At 39.9% G+C, this 14,540-nt stretch carries 17 protein-coding genes, 1 other RNA gene and 1 pseudogene; 9 read left to right on the top strand and 10 right to left on the bottom strand.

Features of this window, described 5'->3' with window-relative positions; translation table 11 throughout:
• Positions 1-5: 5 nt before the first annotated feature.
• Positions 6-1,004, top strand: a complete 999-nt coding sequence (gene trpS, locus ACWXWT_RS08400) for a tryptophan--tRNA ligase (protein WP_456041156.1) — start codon at positions 6-8, stop codon at positions 1,002-1,004.
• Between the two features lie 45 nt (positions 1,005-1,049).
• Here the strand turns inward: trpS and ACWXWT_RS08395 are convergent, their stop codons facing one another.
• Positions 1,050-1,919 carry a LysR substrate-binding domain-containing protein gene (locus ACWXWT_RS08395; protein WP_456041155.1) on the bottom strand — a complete coding sequence of 290 codons (870 nt, stop codon included), beginning with the start codon at positions 1,917-1,919 and terminating at the stop codon, positions 1,050-1,052.
• Between the two features lie 142 nt (positions 1,920-2,061).
• On the opposite strand from ACWXWT_RS08395, the gene ACWXWT_RS08390 reads away from it, so the two are divergent.
• On the top strand, positions 2,062-2,937 hold the full coding sequence (locus tag ACWXWT_RS08390; protein ID WP_456041179.1) for a DMT family transporter: 876 nt from the start codon (positions 2,062-2,064) through the stop codon (positions 2,935-2,937).
• Positions 2,938-2,974: 37 nt separating this feature from the next.
• Here ACWXWT_RS08390 and ACWXWT_RS08385 read toward each other — a convergent pair whose 3' ends face one another.
• The 4 genes from ACWXWT_RS08385 to ACWXWT_RS08370 all read right to left on the bottom strand — a co-directional run bounded on the left by ACWXWT_RS08385 (position 2,975) and on the right by ACWXWT_RS08370 (position 6,410).
• Complete coding sequence (locus tag ACWXWT_RS08385) at positions 2,975-3,544, bottom strand: BON domain-containing protein (RefSeq protein ID WP_456041154.1); 570 nt, start codon at positions 3,542-3,544, stop codon at positions 2,975-2,977.
• The gene (locus ACWXWT_RS08380) at positions 3,541-4,134 is read right to left on the bottom strand and encodes a phosphoheptose isomerase (RefSeq protein ID WP_456041153.1); all 594 of its coding nucleotides are present in this window, start codon (positions 4,132-4,134) and stop codon (positions 3,541-3,543) included. Before ACWXWT_RS08380 ends, ACWXWT_RS08385 begins: the two co-directional genes overlap by 4 nt.
• A 129-nt stretch (positions 4,135-4,263) precedes the next feature.
• Positions 4,264-4,590, bottom strand: a complete 327-nt coding sequence (locus ACWXWT_RS08375; protein WP_456041152.1) for a YraN family protein — start codon at positions 4,588-4,590, stop codon at positions 4,264-4,266.
• Positions 4,587-6,410: a penicillin-binding protein activator gene (locus ACWXWT_RS08370; protein ID WP_456041151.1), complete on the bottom strand. Its 1,824-nt coding sequence runs from the start codon at positions 6,408-6,410 to the stop codon at positions 4,587-4,589. The genes ACWXWT_RS08375 and ACWXWT_RS08370 overlap by 4 nt, the downstream gene beginning before the upstream one ends.
• Positions 6,411-6,499: 89 nt before the next feature.
• Between ACWXWT_RS08370 and rsmI the strand changes: the two genes are divergently transcribed.
• The 4 genes from rsmI (at position 6,500) to ACWXWT_RS08350 (ending at position 8,643) form a co-directional block, all read left to right on the top strand.
• Entirely contained in the window at positions 6,500-7,342 is an 843-nt protein-coding gene (gene rsmI, locus ACWXWT_RS08365) for a 16S rRNA (cytidine(1402)-2'-O)-methyltransferase (protein WP_456041150.1), read from the top strand.
• A 54-nt stretch (positions 7,343-7,396) separates the two neighbouring features.
• Positions 7,397-7,750, top strand: an RNA gene (rnpB, locus tag ACWXWT_RS08360) — RNase P RNA component class A.
• 37 nt (positions 7,751-7,787) lie between these two features.
• Positions 7,788-7,982, top strand: coding sequence for a DUF6538 domain-containing protein (locus ACWXWT_RS08355; protein WP_456041149.1), 195 nt, complete (start codon positions 7,788-7,790; stop codon positions 7,980-7,982).
• 25 nt (positions 7,983-8,007) lie between these two features.
• Positions 8,008-8,643, top strand: a complete 636-nt coding sequence (locus ACWXWT_RS08350; protein ID WP_456041148.1) for a hypothetical protein — start codon at positions 8,008-8,010, stop codon at positions 8,641-8,643.
• 425 nt (positions 8,644-9,068) lie between these two features.
• Here the strand turns inward: ACWXWT_RS08350 and ACWXWT_RS08345 are convergent, their stop codons facing one another.
• Positions 9,069-9,617, bottom strand: coding sequence for a tyrosine-type recombinase/integrase (locus tag ACWXWT_RS08345; RefSeq protein WP_101087292.1), 549 nt, complete (start codon positions 9,615-9,617; stop codon positions 9,069-9,071).
• A 233-nt stretch (positions 9,618-9,850) separates the two neighbouring features.
• A complete protein-coding gene (locus ACWXWT_RS08340) occupies positions 9,851-10,618 on the bottom strand; it encodes a hypothetical protein (protein WP_456041147.1) in 768 nt (255 codons plus the stop codon).
• Between the two features lie 171 nt (positions 10,619-10,789).
• Between ACWXWT_RS08340 and ACWXWT_RS08335 the strand changes: the two are divergent.
• From ACWXWT_RS08335 to ACWXWT_RS08325, 3 genes and pseudogenes are all read left to right on the top strand, one after another.
• Positions 10,790-10,981, top strand: a pseudogene (locus tag ACWXWT_RS08335) (DUF6538 domain-containing protein); the annotation flags it as partial.
• 27 nt (positions 10,982-11,008) lie between these two features.
• Positions 11,009-11,530, top strand: a complete 522-nt coding sequence (locus ACWXWT_RS08330) for a hypothetical protein (RefSeq protein WP_456041180.1) — start codon at positions 11,009-11,011, stop codon at positions 11,528-11,530.
• A 102-nt stretch (positions 11,531-11,632) separates the two neighbouring features.
• Positions 11,633-12,217 (top strand): tyrosine-type recombinase/integrase, encoded by a 585-nt coding sequence (locus ACWXWT_RS08325; RefSeq protein ID WP_456041146.1) that lies wholly within the window; start codon positions 11,633-11,635, stop codon positions 12,215-12,217.
• A 68-nt stretch (positions 12,218-12,285) separates the two neighbouring features.
• On the opposite strand, the gene ACWXWT_RS08320 is transcribed toward ACWXWT_RS08325, so the two are convergent.
• The 3 genes from ACWXWT_RS08320 to ACWXWT_RS08310 form a co-directional block, all read right to left on the bottom strand.
• Positions 12,286-13,296 carry a hypothetical protein gene (locus ACWXWT_RS08320; protein ID WP_456041145.1) on the bottom strand — a complete coding sequence of 337 codons (1,011 nt, stop codon included), beginning with the start codon at positions 13,294-13,296 and terminating at the stop codon, positions 12,286-12,288.
• Positions 13,296-13,790 (bottom strand): XF1762 family protein, encoded by a 495-nt coding sequence (locus ACWXWT_RS08315; RefSeq protein ID WP_456041144.1) that lies wholly within the window; start codon positions 13,788-13,790, stop codon positions 13,296-13,298. Before ACWXWT_RS08315 ends, ACWXWT_RS08320 begins: the two co-directional genes overlap by 1 nt.
• A 359-nt stretch (positions 13,791-14,149) precedes the next feature.
• Positions 14,150-14,284 carry a helix-turn-helix domain-containing protein gene (locus ACWXWT_RS08310; protein WP_456041178.1) on the bottom strand — a complete coding sequence of 45 codons (135 nt, stop codon included), beginning with the start codon at positions 14,282-14,284 and terminating at the stop codon, positions 14,150-14,152.
• Positions 14,285-14,540: the final 256 nt, after the last annotated feature.

The raw sequence follows: 14,540 nt of genomic DNA, 5'->3' as shown, positions 1-14,540 counted from the left end.
AACACATGACTAAACCCATAGTTCTCAGCGGTGCGCAGCCATCAGGCGAATTAACCATAGGTAATTATATGGGCGCGCTTCGTCAATGGGTTGCCATGCAAGATAGCCATGATTGCTTATATTGCGTCGTTGATTTGCACGCTATTACGGTTCGCCAAGACCCTAAACTCTTGCGTGAAGCCTGTTTAGATACACTGGCACTGTATTTAGCATGTGGCGTTGACCCGAAAAAAAGTACTGTGTTTATTCAGTCGCAAGTGCCGCAACATACTCAACTTGGATGGGTATTAAACTGCTATACCCAAATGGGTGAGTTAAATCGCATGACCCAGTTTAAAGATAAGTCGTTAAAGCATGCCAATAATATTAACGTTGGTTTATATGGTTATCCGGTGCTCATGGCGGCAGATATTTTGCTTTATCAAGCCAATGAAATCCCTGTGGGGCAAGATCAAAAGCAACATTTAGAACTCACCCGCGATATCGCCACCCGCTTTAACAATGCTTATGGCAACACATTTACGATTCCAGAACCGTTTATACCTGAACACGGCGCTAAGGTTATGTCGTTGCAAGACCCACTTAAGAAAATGTCGAAGTCTGACGATAATCGCAATAACGTGATTGGTTTGCTTGAAGATCCTAAAGCGATTTTAAAGAAAGTAAAAAAAGCCATGACCGACAGTGAAGAGCCGCCAGTAGTGCGTTTTGATATGGAGCAAAAGCCTGGAGTGTCAAACCTGCTTAGCTTAATGTCAGGTTGTACGGGGCAGTCGATTGCGTCGTTAGAGGCGGAGTTTGAAGGCAAAATGTACGGTCATTTAAAAGTGGCTACTGGTGAAGCCGTCGTTGGCATGCTTGAGCCGTTACAAGCACGTTTTAAAGAGTACCGCGCCGACCATGCATTCTTAAGCCAAGTGATGGCCGAAGGTGCTGAAAAAGCCCAAGCTCGTGCCGAAGTTACCATTAAAAAAGTGTACGAAAAAATTGGCCTTATCGTGTAAATCATACATCAACGCCTATGACCTATAAGCCAGCACTTTGCTGGCTTATTTTTTAGTTAACCATTGCACAAAAGCGGCGATAGCGGGTTCCTTTAAACGTCGCTGTTTACAGCTAAAATTGAATTCAAAACCCGTCAACATCGCCGGTAACTCAAGCGCGATCAGTGCTCCCTTACTGATATCTCGCTCTACCATAAAATCTGACGCCAGCGCGATACCTTGGCCTGCAATAGCCGCTTCAATTGCTAATAACACGTGGCTAAATACGTGTTGTTGCTGGTCAGTTGATATGTTGATGTTATTAACCGTTAACCAACGCTCCCAATCAAAGCCTATTGGTCCTTCGTCAACAGTGAGTAATGCATGCTGTCGTAATACGCTTAGTGCTGATTGGTCGGGATTTAACAGCGCTGGGCTAATCACAGGTATTAACCTTTCTTGGTGCAACATTTGATGCTCATAGCCAGGTTGACCACGTTGGCCTGTAATAAACATGTCGGCAACACTGTCACTCATCAGTGGGTCGTCGGTGATCATATCTAAACGAATTTTTATCTGTGGATATAAGCGGTGAAAGTCACTAAGGCGAGGAATTAACCATTTAATGGCAAATGAACTGTATACCGCTAAGCGAAGTTGATCATTGCTGTCACCAGTAATTTGCATGCTTACATCATTCAACTCATTAAATAGTCGCTCCAATTCATGGTAAAGCACACTGCCTTTAGTGGTTAAACAGAGTTGCCTGCCTTCTCGGACAAATAATTGTTCACCAAAATGTGCTTCAAGCAATCGCACCTGATGTGATACCGCGCTTTGCGTTATACACAGTTCGGTTGCCGCCCGAGAAAAATGAGCATGCCTCGCAGCAGCTTCAAAAATTTGTAACGCCCTCAGAGGAGGTAGTTTGCGCATAATATGGCCTAAATATGAATTAATTTTAGCAAAGCTTATTATGTATGAATTTAACTCATGAATGGATTGAAAACATCATTATTCGTCATGCAATGATAATTATATGATGCAGCCAATTATTAATTTTAAAGTTGTAAGTGTCATGAAATCCACAATAGCCTTTGGCATGATGTTATTGGTCGTCGGTAATCTTTTCAGTGCAATGTATGATGTGTCTATAAAATGGCTTCCCGAGGGCTGTAACGCAGCCTCATTTTTGTTAATCAGGCAATTAGCATCTGTGCTTATGCTACTGCCTTTTTGGTTAGCGGCTAAAAGGCCCATTAGCCGTCATGTGAAGGTGCATCTCGTGCGCGCAAACACCGGTGCGATTGGTGCGGTGTGCTTAATTATGGGGTTAATTGCATTACCAATGGCCACAGTGAGCTCGTTATTTTATTCAGCGCCGTTAATGATTGTATTAATGGGATGTTTATTTTTGAAAGAAAGCGTTACAGCGGTGCATTGGTTAGTCACTATTTTGGGTTTTCTAGGCATTATTATTTTGCTACGCCCAAGTGAAATTAACTGGTTTGGTATGGCTGTCCTTTTCTCTGCATTTATATTTGCGATAAACCAGCTAGCGCTGCGCAAGCTACCCAGTACAGAAAATCCTATTGTGACATTAATGCTGTATAACTTACTCAGTATTCCTTTGGTATTGATAATGGTATTGGTGCAGGGCATAGAGGCTATCAGTTGGTCTGTAGTGGCTATTGCAGTATCGAGCAACGTGTTTTTACTCGCGTACCATTGGTTTTGCGCGTTGGCTTATCGTCAGGCGCAAGCCAGTCAAATTGTGGTGGCAGAATATACAGGGTTATTATTTTGTGTATTCTTTGGGTGGTTATTTTTTGGTGAATGGTTAGATGGCTTAAGTTGGGTTGGGGCCAGCTTTATTGTGTTACCGTCACTGATTATTCCGTGGATACAAGCCAAAAGATCCCAAAAAAAATTCATCGAGCAAAATGCAGGATGAATTTTAATATTGTTATCACAAACTCGGTACCGTTGGGTTAAGAGTCGGTATATTCAAACACCTTAATCACCTTACGAACGCCAGCAGTATTGCGTGCAATTTCTACGGCTAAATCTGCTTGTTTGCGGTCTATTAATCCCAGTAAAAAGACTTCACCATTTTCGGTAATCACTTTTACCCGAGTAATGTCGAGTGATTTTTCATTTAGCATACGGCCTTTCACTTTGGTGGTAACCCAAGTGTCGTTGCTGCGAGTGGTAAATGATGTTGGCGTACCAATACGAATTTGGTTATGTATTTTGCCGCCAATTTGTAACTCTTGTACCACTTTAACGGCTTTATCGCGTAGCATTGAGTTTGGCGCTTGGCCAATCATCAAAACATTGCTGTTAATTACAACAGCGGCAATATTGGTTTGATTATTCAGGTCATCATGTTTTGATAATGCACTGGCAATCACGAAGTCAGCATTAGTGTCGCTAATTTGAGTACTCATGCTGCGTTCATCATTAGCCATCTTGGCACCACTAACAGCACCAACCATGACCGCACCAGCACACCCCTGCAATATCGCGAGGACTGAGATGATGGCTAACCCTTTTATCATGCTTGTTCATCCTGTGGGAACAAGGTGCGATCGATGTTATCGCATAAGCAATGAATCACCAGTAAATGCACTTCTTGAATGCGTGCAGTGACGTTTGATGGTACACGGATTTCGACATCACCCGCACTCATCAAGCCAGCCATTGCGCCGCCATCTTTACCCGTTAATGCAACAATCGTCATGTCGCGGCTTAAAGCGGCTTCCATGGCTTTTATGACGTTGCCAGAATTACCACTGGTTGAAATAGCCAATAAAATATCACCAGGCTGACCGAGTGCGAAAATTTGCTTCGAGAAAATTTCATCGTAGCTATAATCGTTAGCAATGGCGGTAATGGTTGACGTGTCGCAGCTTAATGCAATAGCAGGTAGCGGCGGACGTTCAATTTCATAACGGTTTAATAATTCAGCTGAGAAGTGTTGAGCATCGCCAGCGCTGCCGCCATTACCACATGACAGAATTTTATTACCGCCAAGAAGACATTGCACCATCATCTCTGCCGCTTTTTCAATTGACTCAGGTAATGCTTCTGCAGCATCAATTTTAGTCTGAATCGATTCGGTGAAACTATCTTTAATACGTTCTAACATGCAACAATCCTTACGCTAAATTATGTTTACGTATGTCTCTGACTGGCCGCGTTATCGTTGCTCATCAGTGAGACTTGGTAATTTGACTACATGATGCCATAAATCAAGGTTATGGTAATCAATTGCCGCTTAAAAACAGCCTTGTAGCCAGTTTATTTCATCAATATTCATCGCAATAACATCAAAGCGACAGGGTGGATTCAATTTTTGTCGTTGTAAATAATGTTCTGCTGCTAAGCGTATCCGAGTTATTTGCTTGCTTGTTAGGGCGTTTAAGGCACCGCCAAACTGATTTGATGCCCTAAATTTTACCTCTACAAACACCCAAATATCTTGCTGGCGCATAATCAAATCTATTTCGCCAAATGGATAGCGCACATTAGCAGCGATAAACGTCAGACCTTGTTGTTCAAGATAAGTTCGTGCCCGTTGCTCTGCTAACTGCCCGCGGTTCATAATGGTGTTAGTTGCCCTTGAGTATATTTACCCCAAGACAGTTGGCGGTCAATCACTCCGTTTGGTTTAACAGACAACGCGCCACTGCGACCAATAAATTGATAGCCAGGAAACGCGCGCATTTGTGCCAAACGATTTACCAGCTCCAGTGCATCAAAACCCATAACATATAGGCGTTTTTGGCTGTTATTCCAACCATTCCATAACTCAGACACCATTTGCGTTTCGCTGTTAGATTGCATTAACCACGGAATATCGCTAATCATCAAGTTGTTTAACTCTTGCGACGACTGTGCAGACTCATTTTCAAGGCGGCTACGGCTGGTGGTATACAGGGCGACGGGTTCTGAAAACACGCTAAAGTTTACATCTAAAAAAGGTTTGAGTAAGGCTAAATCTTGCGAGCCTGAAATCATGTAAATGGCATCAATATCTTGACGAGAGCGAAAATCAGCTTCTACACGACTGCCCAATAACTCACGTATTCTCGCAATGCGTGCTTGGCTGTTTTTTACACCTAATGCCTCTTGCACGGTTAGTTTCATTTGATCGCCGGCATCATAATAATGCACTTCAGCAATATTATTGGTTAGGGTTAACCAGGTTTGCTTAAAGCTCTCTGCCATCCGCTTACCGATAGCGTCATTACTGACGAGTAATAATGGCAGTTTTACGCCGTCGTTAAACAGTTTTTGCGCCGCATCACTGGCTTCTTGTGCCGGTGATAATGAAAAATAAAACTGATTAGATTGCGGTGTAAATGTGTCTGTTTGATTTAAATATAACTGAGGTACAGTGCTTTTTTGTTTGTCGTTTATTTTCTGTAATTCTTCTACTTCATTGGGTAATAATGGCCCAATAATAAACTCCGCACCTTTGGTGATGGCTTGCTGATACGCGGCCACTACACCTTGCTGAGTGTCATAAAAGTTAATGGATACTTTGGCATTATAGTCAGACAGATAGCTAGACAATATGCCTTGGCGGATAGGGTCTGCTACAGCAGCACGCGGCCCCGTTAACGGCAAAAGCACAGCAATATTTTGTGGCCTAAAAGGTTTGGCATTTAATGCTTTTTCTAAATCATTAGGTAGTTTCATTGCCCCCGGATGGTATGGGTTATTACGCTGCCATTCACCTAAATAACGCACCAATTGTGTAGGTTCAACAGCATAATGTTTAGCAATAAATGTCAGTTGTAACCAGCCCGCAAAAATAGGGTTAGACGGATCGCGCATAAATGTTTTTACGGTTTCTTCATGCAATGGTTGCAATAATTTCCAAATAACATTGTTAATGGCAGTGGTTTCCGACTTAGGCAAGTAATTGCTCAATAAGCTTAGTTGCTTAACTTGATCAATCGGTTGCTGAGTATTTTTATACAACTTGGCTTTAAATTGGTGGTAACTCGCCATTTGCCAGCGAGGCAGTTGCCAATGAGGTGGATATTGTAAAATATCTAAAGCGGCTTGGCTGTTATTGGTTTTTTCTGCAATGCGGGCGCGCAAATAAATATGCTCAGCTTGAAGTGATGGCACGGTCACCATCGACTTGTGCATTGACGTTAGCACATTAGTTGCAGCATTAAAGTTACCATCATTGATATAAGCGTGAGCGGCGAGTAATAAATAACGATCGCGCTTTTCTGGTAAACTGCTTTTCGTTGCTTGGGCCAAATAAACTTTAGCCGGATGTTCTGCGGCAACGAGCGATGCGCTTGCGTTGACATTATCCTGCTGTTTTTTGGCGGCACAACCGACCACCAATACAGAGAAAATCAACGCGCACACGAATTTTGTAGTATTCAGTCTTTTTAACACTTGGCTTCACTCTGGTAAGATGCTGGCTCTAGTTTAACCTGCTCTTACGCTTGGCGAAAGTATCAGGTAGATTCATTATTGAGGTAATTATGGACCAAATGGTTGCGCTGTATATTGTTCCCACCCCTATTGGCAATTTTGGCGACATCAGCGCTCGTGCTTTAGACGTGCTACAACAGGTCGATTTGATCGCCTGCGAAGACACTCGCCATAGCGGAAGGTTGCTGAGTCATTTTGGTATTGAGACCCGCAAAACCGCACTGCATGACCACAATGAGCGTGACCGAGTGCAATGGATAGTTGAACAATTAGATGCAGGAAAATCCATTGCGCTTATTTCAGATGCGGGTACGCCATTGATTTCTGACCCAGGTTATCACTTAGTGAACCATGTTCGTCAAGCTGGGCATCGAGTTGTACCGCTACCGGGTGCTTGTGCTGCTATCACCGCCTTGAGTGCATCAGGCTTACCGTCTGACCGCTTCAGTTTTGAAGGTTTTTTACCTTCAAAAGAAAAAGCCCGTATCGACAAGCTAGAGTTTCTGAAAGAAGATTCCCGCACGCTGATATTTTATGAATCCCCCCACCGGATTCTTTATAGCCTTGCTGCCATTGTTGAAGTGTTAGGTGAAGACCGACAAATTGTTATGGCTCGTGAAGTCACTAAAACGTTCGAGACTTTTTTATCTGGCACCGCTGCCGAAGTCTTGGCACAGGTTGAAGCAGATGACAACCAACAAAAAGGTGAAATGGTGATAATGTGCCATGGCTTCACACTATCTGATGAAGAAGGCGTACCCGCTGTTGCGGTTGCTACCTTAAAGCTACTCAGTGAAGAATTACCGCTTAAAAAGGCCGCAGCGATAGCGGCGCAAATTCACGGTTTAAAGAAAAATGCACTGTATAAATATGGTTTAGAACTGGATTTATAAAAAGCCCATCGCTTTGGCATTGGTTTGTTGGTCTGCTTAGGCTATAATCCGCGCCGAGTTGGCCAGACAGTTGCCGCGTACGCAAGTACGGGGAGGAAAGTCCGGGCTTCATAGAGCAGGGTACCAGGTAACGCCTGGGCGGTGTGAACCGACGACAAGTGCAGCAGAGAGGAGACCGCCATTTTGGCCTCGGCTAAAATGGTAAGGGTGAAAGGGTGCGGTAAGAGCGCACCGTGCGGCTAGCAATAGTCCGTAGCAAGGTAAACTCTACCCGAAGCAAGACCAAATAGGGTTCCGTATGGCGCTGCTCGCGTTGGAACCGGGTAGGTCGCTTGAGCCTGCGAGCGATTGCAGGCCTAGATGAATAACTGTCCACGACAGGACCCGGCTTATCGGCCAACTCAACCTTTTGTAAACAGAGGCCTCGCAGTTATGCGAGGCCTTTGTGCTACAAGATGTGCTACAAACTGAGACACAGAAAATCCACCATACCTTCCAACGGAATGGCATATATTGCTTGCGGTATAGAGTACCGAAAGCAATCCAACAAATGACTGGTTTACCTGCTGTAGTTAGGCAGAGTTTACAAACAAAATCGCCAGAAGCTGCCAAAAAAACTCACCAATATAGTTGTATCTAAAATTTGTGAATTAAAAGGTGTAGTAATGGCTAAAGAATTAGAAATGACCTTTAAAATGAATTTAATGACCGTTCCGACTATTATCGGAGATGTTAAATTCGAGCGTGAAGATCCAAATGAAGAGCTAGAGATGGCTGTTAACTTTATGCTTAATAATCCTCACCTTATGAGTAAAATCGTAACACCTAAAATAATTAGCTCTTCTATATTATTATCCGAAGCTATGTCTCAATACGTTGTATGGAGAGACTTATTCCGTAATGCAAACGGGTCTATTGGAATTTCCCATAAAAGCAAACAAGCGAGGCAAAGAAATTTTGAAATATTACTTTATATTATTGGTGATATTAGTATTACAGAAATTACTCGCCCTCAAATAAGAGAAGCTTTAGATATTATTAGTAATACACCCGTACGTAATAAGAATCCATATGCCAAGGATTCACTAACAAATCTTATTAAAGCAGCTAAAGAAAGAGCTATTCCTGAAGAGGATTTGGTTTCAACTAAACAAGCTGCTGAAGCGCTAAAAGACTACCAGTCCTTATTCTCTCGCTTTTTGACCGAAACCAAAGAGCTGCTTAAAAAATCACCTACGAAGGGCGTAAAACATGATTTTGAATCGGTATCTTATGCGGCTTTAAGGGAGGGTTACAATTAGAAGCCTTTACCAAGATTCGTAAAAAAGCTCTTGGTCAATTTCCTCAAATAACTTTAATTTGGTGGATAAGAGTGTACCGATACAACGGTCAAATGGTTCCAATGTTTCAATTGTTTTCAACAGATAAGTTGGACAAGGTAAAGTTAAATAATGCAATTGAAAGGACTAAAATAAAAATAGAATTACATTATAATCAACGGTCATGGACTGAGGAGAATAGAGTGCGCTGGTGTTCAACAATTAGAAAGCATAAATTACACAATTTACCTGCAGTTTATGGCAAAGAAAAAATAAGACGCTTCGCTATCAACAACAAGTCCGCGAGTAGGCAATAGGACGCGATTTAAGCTTAACAAACCGCTCCCCCCTCCCTTTGTTGTTAAAACATTTAAAAGTCGCTTTAAATGGCTATGAGGTGCTTTTAATTACAGTTCAAGGCACGTATAGGCATCGTTTAACTCATCTTGGTCAATACCTATGTATCTTAGTGTGTGGGCGGTTGAGCTATGCTGTAAGGCCTTTTGCACTAAAGCGATATTGTTAGTATTGCGATATTGAAAATAACCCCATGTTTTACGCATAGAATGAGTGTTTATTACGGTATCAATAATACTTGAAGCATCTTGCAATGCCTTACTCAGTGTTTGGCGTGTTATGGGCTTGTTAGTCGATTTAGCTCTGTTGCTGGTGGATTGAAATAAGTATTTATTTCCGTAGGTCTTTCTACGTTTAACAATATCTAGTGCTTTACCATTTAATCTGATTTGAATTGATTTATTGGTTTTCTGTGCCTTAACGGTCAGCATGTCATTTTTAATGTCGCTAAACTCAATCGCCAGTAAATCAGATACCCTCAACGAAACTTGTAAACCAAACCGCCAAGCATCGCTTATCACTTCTGAATAGTGTTTAGTGATGAAAGTCTCAACCCGTTCAAGGTCAGCTTTAGATTTTATTGCATTGACTTCATTCATTGTAAACCCTCTATTTTACTGGCTCAGCTAAGTTACACAATTAAGTCTAGTGGAGTGATTTGAGTAAGTAAAGCGATATTGTTATTTTTAAAGACTTCCCTAGGTTACATAATGTTATTGTGTAACTTAGATATTTTGAAATTTGGGGCTTTTTAGTCGCTACTAATACGATAATTGTTAAGTGAAGCTGATATCACGAGCCTTTAACTACGACTCGTTAAGTATATACGGTTTTATGAGTACTTCTTTGCATACTCATAGCTATTCCATATAATTGATGAAACACGCTTAAGTTTATGTTTTGGAATGGTTATTCCAGCTGGAACAGTTAGCGCTTTTTTTATATCAGTGATATCTAAAGATGCAAACTTAGCGCAAATTTCTTTAACCATATTTTTCCCAGTTGAAGATGGAGTTTTATCATGATTGAACCACCAATTTAGAGTGTTAAAATTATGGTGATTTGTTGAAAACATTTGTTCAGAATCGATGATTACTAATTCATGGTTTTTTGTGAATAACCTGTCAGATATTTCATTGGCACCTAAGAGGTACGCGAGAAATTCGCTCTTAGGCCAATCTAAAATATTCGGGATATTAATGAGATATAAATCCTCTATGGTACATATTGGGGTTATCATCAATTGATGATAAGGGCAGCTATCACTACATGGTTCAATCGAATGTTCCTCTATAAACCAATGAGCACTATGTACATCACCAGCTTGCCCATCAAGAAGGGTTGCGCTTTCAGAGTCTAGAACCATATATGTGGAGGACTGGCAGGATATTCCCATTGATTGAGCTATGTGAGCAAAAACGATTTCTCGGTAAGCATAGAAAGAGCCTCTAAGCTTTGTAAGCCAGCGATTTCCATTTAAATCAGTTCCAATCCAAAACTCTTTTAAATCTTGATCGTGTGGACTGAAAGTTTCCCATTTCCATCCTACTGTAGAAATAATTTTTGGTAACTCAACTATTAATGGTAATGCATTTTTCATGAATGTCTCTGCCAGTAGTTTTGTCGATTAGGTGTCACACATTGTGTCACACAATTATGAGTGCTAATCTCATGATTCAAAGAGTTATATCATAAATTAGTGTTACACAGGGCTTATCGGCCAACTCAAACCTTTCGAAATAGAAGGCCTCGCAGCAATGCGAGGCCTTTTATGTTACAAACTGTGCTACAAACTGAGACACATACAATCCCCTATACGCTCCAGCGTAATGGTATCTACTACCTACGGATACGCGTACCAAAGATCATAAGAGAAGCAACAAGCCTACCGCCTGTCATTCGACAAAGTCTTCATACCAAGTCCCCAAGAGTAGCTAAAAAGATTGTTGATAATGTACTTAGTCAATTTGATGATTTAAGGAGTTCATTGGTGGCTAAAACAATTCAAATGAATTTAGTAACGGTTATGACATTTCATGACAACGGTAAACCGAAATCCTTAACTAAATATGATTCTGGTTGTGACAAACATGATAGTGAAAGTGCTCTAAAGCAGACATTAGCGCTTGAGGAATTAAGTATTAAGCATCGGGTTAACAATGATTCAACTGTCGAAAATACAGGTGGCATGAAGCTATCTGAGGCTATAGAGGCCTATAAAGTTTGGCGAAGTAACCATATCCCTAAAGGTAGAAAAAGAAGAGGCTTAACTGAAAAAGCTGCTGCTACACGGTATAGCAATTATCAAATATTATTATTAATACTTGGGGATAAGCCTATTAAAGCGATTACTCGAGCTAATATTAAGCATGCAATTACAGTTTTTTCCAATTTGCCTAAGAGAAATATAAATCCCTATTGCAAAAATCGGGATGTATCGGTGTGGGTTGAATCGGCTAAGAACCTTGAAATCCCAGAAGATGATCTTGTTTCCTCTAAAACAGTAAAGTAAGCTTTTAAAGACTTTCAGTCACTTTTTTCTACCTTTTTAACGAGCGTTATCTTTGAGCTAGATAATTCACATACTGAAAAGCAAATAGTTCAATACGAGAGTTTGCCATATGCTTGTTTGTCATTTGATCAAATGTGTTCAATCGTGAACTATTGGAAAGAGCAGCCAGAATCAGATTATCGGTGGATTATCTTACTAGGAGCATATACGGGGGCTAGAAGGGGAGAAATTTTTAATTTAGAAGATTCTGAAATACAGTTCGAAGTTTCGGGTAAAAGGCATTGCATCTTCATTTTGGATGGTAAAAATAATAATGCGAGACGAAAGGTTCCTATACATATAAATTTAATTAAGATGGTTTTTTTGGAATTTGTTGAAAAGAGAAAATATCTTCAAGGTGAAAAAGCTAAGTTGTTTACAGAGTTTAAGACAGCTCATTATATTACTGATAAGTTTCGCAGTTCGTTCAAAAACATATCTATTCCATTATGCAATGATACATTTCAAAGATTCTCATTCCATAGTTTGAGATCTGCAGTAATCACTGAGTCACTACAATTTAACGAATTACATATGATTCAAAGAGTTGTTGGTAATGAAATAAGCAATGCACCTGTTACAAAAAAATACGCTGGTGTATTTGAGTTTAAGAATGTTTTAGACATTATAGACTGCTTAAAGTGGTAGTAGCTCTATTGTACTGTGATTAATTATTAAATTATTTGACAGCCCCATAAGAAGCTGTCTCAAATAATTTATTTTTTATTAAACAGAAAAAATAGCATCGAACTAGAGATATAAAATAGTACTGTGGAAAGTGCTAAAATTGTGCACGATGGCCAAACAGTATTACTTGATGCCGGTTTGGCCAATAAAATAGCCCAAAATGCCAATGTACTAAAAAATCCGAATATCAATGGCATTTTTAAACTTAAGTTTAAGTTTAATTCAATATTTGTAGAGTACTCACCTAAGAACTCATGTTCACTTGAGTCATTCTTCATTTTAGACGGTTTAAATTTCAATAATGAAGCCTGTTTGAAGACTTGAAGAGTTTTTACCGAAATAGGAATGTCAAGATCATCAAATTGAATTGATGATTCAAAAGGGTTAATGCAATTGATTGTTATTTCATCGCCACTATCAGATATTTCAATTTGTGTATTTGATGTATTTGGATTAGAAACCGCCAATTTTAAAGTATATCGCTCACCATGAATGAGTTTATAGGAGCAGGCTTTACCATCTTTTTGCGGGTTTATCTTTATTTCTTTACCTTTACGGATGACTTTTTTTAAATGAAAAAATGTTATCTCTGGAAAATAGTCTTTGATAGCAAGAACCCTTGATTGCCAATTTTTGTTTTCAGTTTTTTCTGTGCAATTTAATCTCGTTAAGAATTTATTTGGTGGACTCTTTTCTACCGAGTTACCGGAGTCAATATCAACGTTGCAGAAATCTAATAGCTTCATGTAAACATGAAAGACATCAGTTTCACTGCTTTTTTCAACTTGGGTAATTGTTGCCCATCTTACCGAGAAATGCTGACATTGAGTTGCTGTTTGTCCGAGACCATTCCCATGTGTAAAAAATATAGCAATTTTTTGGTCTTTCAGCACATTTGTATTTTGTAATAGATTATCGTCTACGTATTTTGTTTTATATCTAAAGTGCACAATATGATCATTTGGTAAAGCTAATACTCTATAGATGTCAGCTTTGTATAGTTCTCTACTGTCGGAGCTAAAAGCACATATAACATTCATTATATAACCTCCTTAAATACCTTTTCCCAGCGATTTTTAGTCACTTCATAAACTTGTAAATGAGCACGCTCTATACCATCGACTTTAGTTCTGTTTGTCCAACGATTATGAGGCTTTACGATACCAGCTAAATCCCATCCTGCGCCCTTTAAGGATGAGCCAGATTCACTATCGAGTGTATATGTGAGTAATTTTTTACCGCCCATAGTCCTCCAGATATGGCAGCATTTCCCCAATAAAAAACTACAAGTACCTTTTGGAGCTCCCTCTTTTACGCAAAGTCTTGTTAGCTCTAATGTATAACCATCCATATAATTGGGTGAAACAGGATTGCCTGCGATAACAACACCAACAATTTCTTCATTTACATTAAGCGCAGCAAGCGCCCACCTACCACTATTTCTGATAGTAGGACGATGATGCCTGTGAAAGTTTTTAATAAACTCATTTGCGGCTTTAATTGTGATTGGTTTAGTAAATAATGATTTAGACAATATAGACTCCTTCCCATATATGTTCTTTCGACAGTAAGTTTATTTCTTTATAACGTATGAGCCTGTAAATGAGTAGTTTTATCAAAGAATAAAATCAACTTTCAACTTAAAACTTTTTGAACTTTACAGTTAGAACCTTCAATGTAGTTTAATAAAATGGAGTGTCAGCATGTATACCTGAATAAATAGAGCCTTATGTATTGAATAATGCGGTTTTGAAGGTTTGACTAAGCACTCAAATTTGGGTATAAGGCGCTGAATACACTTAAATGAGTGTTTTGTTGTTATAGCAGAGGAATGCTTCTGTAACCGTGTTTGATGTATGACTCGGATAATAGCAATGTATTATTGGATGTGGTTCAATTACTTGCTTTGACCTTGTAAAAAGTAGACGTCCCTATCTTTAACAATTCGGCCACAGCTTTTGCGGTCAGGCCTTGGTTGAGTAATTCTTCTATCTGCCCTTTACTAATCTTTATGCTATGCCTGCTCATGTGTTTAATTTCAGCTTGTCGCTCGATGATTAAACCCCGTTCCATTTCAACAACACTGACTAATATAGTCGCCTTCTTCGAGGTAGGTAATGCATTCATTTAATATTGGGCACTTAATATTACTTGCAGATCAGGGCGAGATCGTGAACGTTTTTCAATCAACTTAACACACGATTTGACGTTAACATTTAGCTATGATCTTATACTCCCTTTTTTCGGGAGCTCACCATGCATATTGACCACTTCAAAGAGACTT

It is taken from the genome of Shewanella sp. A22 (assembly GCF_053850585.1).
Note: the sequence above shows the minus strand (reverse complement) of the source record. Positions and strands in the feature narration are given on the sequence as shown.

What these genes read in the sequence shown, in the direction of transcription:
- trpS (WP_456041156.1), top strand. Translation starts at nt 6, where the DNA reads ATGACTAAACCCATAGTTCTCAGCGGTGCGCAGCCATCAGGCGAATTA.
- ACWXWT_RS08395 (WP_456041155.1), bottom strand. Translation starts at nt 1,919, where the DNA reads ATGCGCAAACTACCTCCTCTGAGGGCGTTACAAATTTTTGAAGCTGCT.
- ACWXWT_RS08390 (WP_456041179.1), top strand. Translation starts at nt 2,062, where the DNA reads ATGAAATCCACAATAGCCTTTGGCATGATGTTATTGGTCGTCGGTAAT.
- ACWXWT_RS08385 (WP_456041154.1), bottom strand. Translation starts at nt 3,544, where the DNA reads ATGATAAAAGGGTTAGCCATCATCTCAGTCCTCGCGATATTGCAGGGG.
- ACWXWT_RS08380 (WP_456041153.1), bottom strand. Translation starts at nt 4,134, where the DNA reads ATGTTAGAACGTATTAAAGATAGTTTCACCGAATCGATTCAGACTAAA.
- ACWXWT_RS08375 (WP_456041152.1), bottom strand. Translation starts at nt 4,590, where the DNA reads ATGAACCGCGGGCAGTTAGCAGAGCAACGGGCACGAACTTATCTTGAA.
- rsmI (WP_456041150.1), top strand. Translation starts at nt 6,500, where the DNA reads ATGGACCAAATGGTTGCGCTGTATATTGTTCCCACCCCTATTGGCAAT.
- ACWXWT_RS08350 (WP_456041148.1), top strand. Translation starts at nt 8,008, where the DNA reads ATGGCTAAAGAATTAGAAATGACCTTTAAAATGAATTTAATGACCGTT.
- ACWXWT_RS08345 (WP_101087292.1), bottom strand. Translation starts at nt 9,617, where the DNA reads ATGAATGAAGTCAATGCAATAAAATCTAAAGCTGACCTTGAACGGGTT.
- ACWXWT_RS08340 (WP_456041147.1), bottom strand. Translation starts at nt 10,618, where the DNA reads ATGAAAAATGCATTACCATTAATAGTTGAGTTACCAAAAATTATTTCT.
- ACWXWT_RS08320 (WP_456041145.1), bottom strand. Translation starts at nt 13,296, where the DNA reads ATGAATGTTATATGTGCTTTTAGCTCCGACAGTAGAGAACTATACAAA.
- ACWXWT_RS08310 (WP_456041178.1), bottom strand. Translation starts at nt 14,284, where the DNA reads ATGAGCAGGCATAGCATAAAGATTAGTAAAGGGCAGATAGAAGAATTA.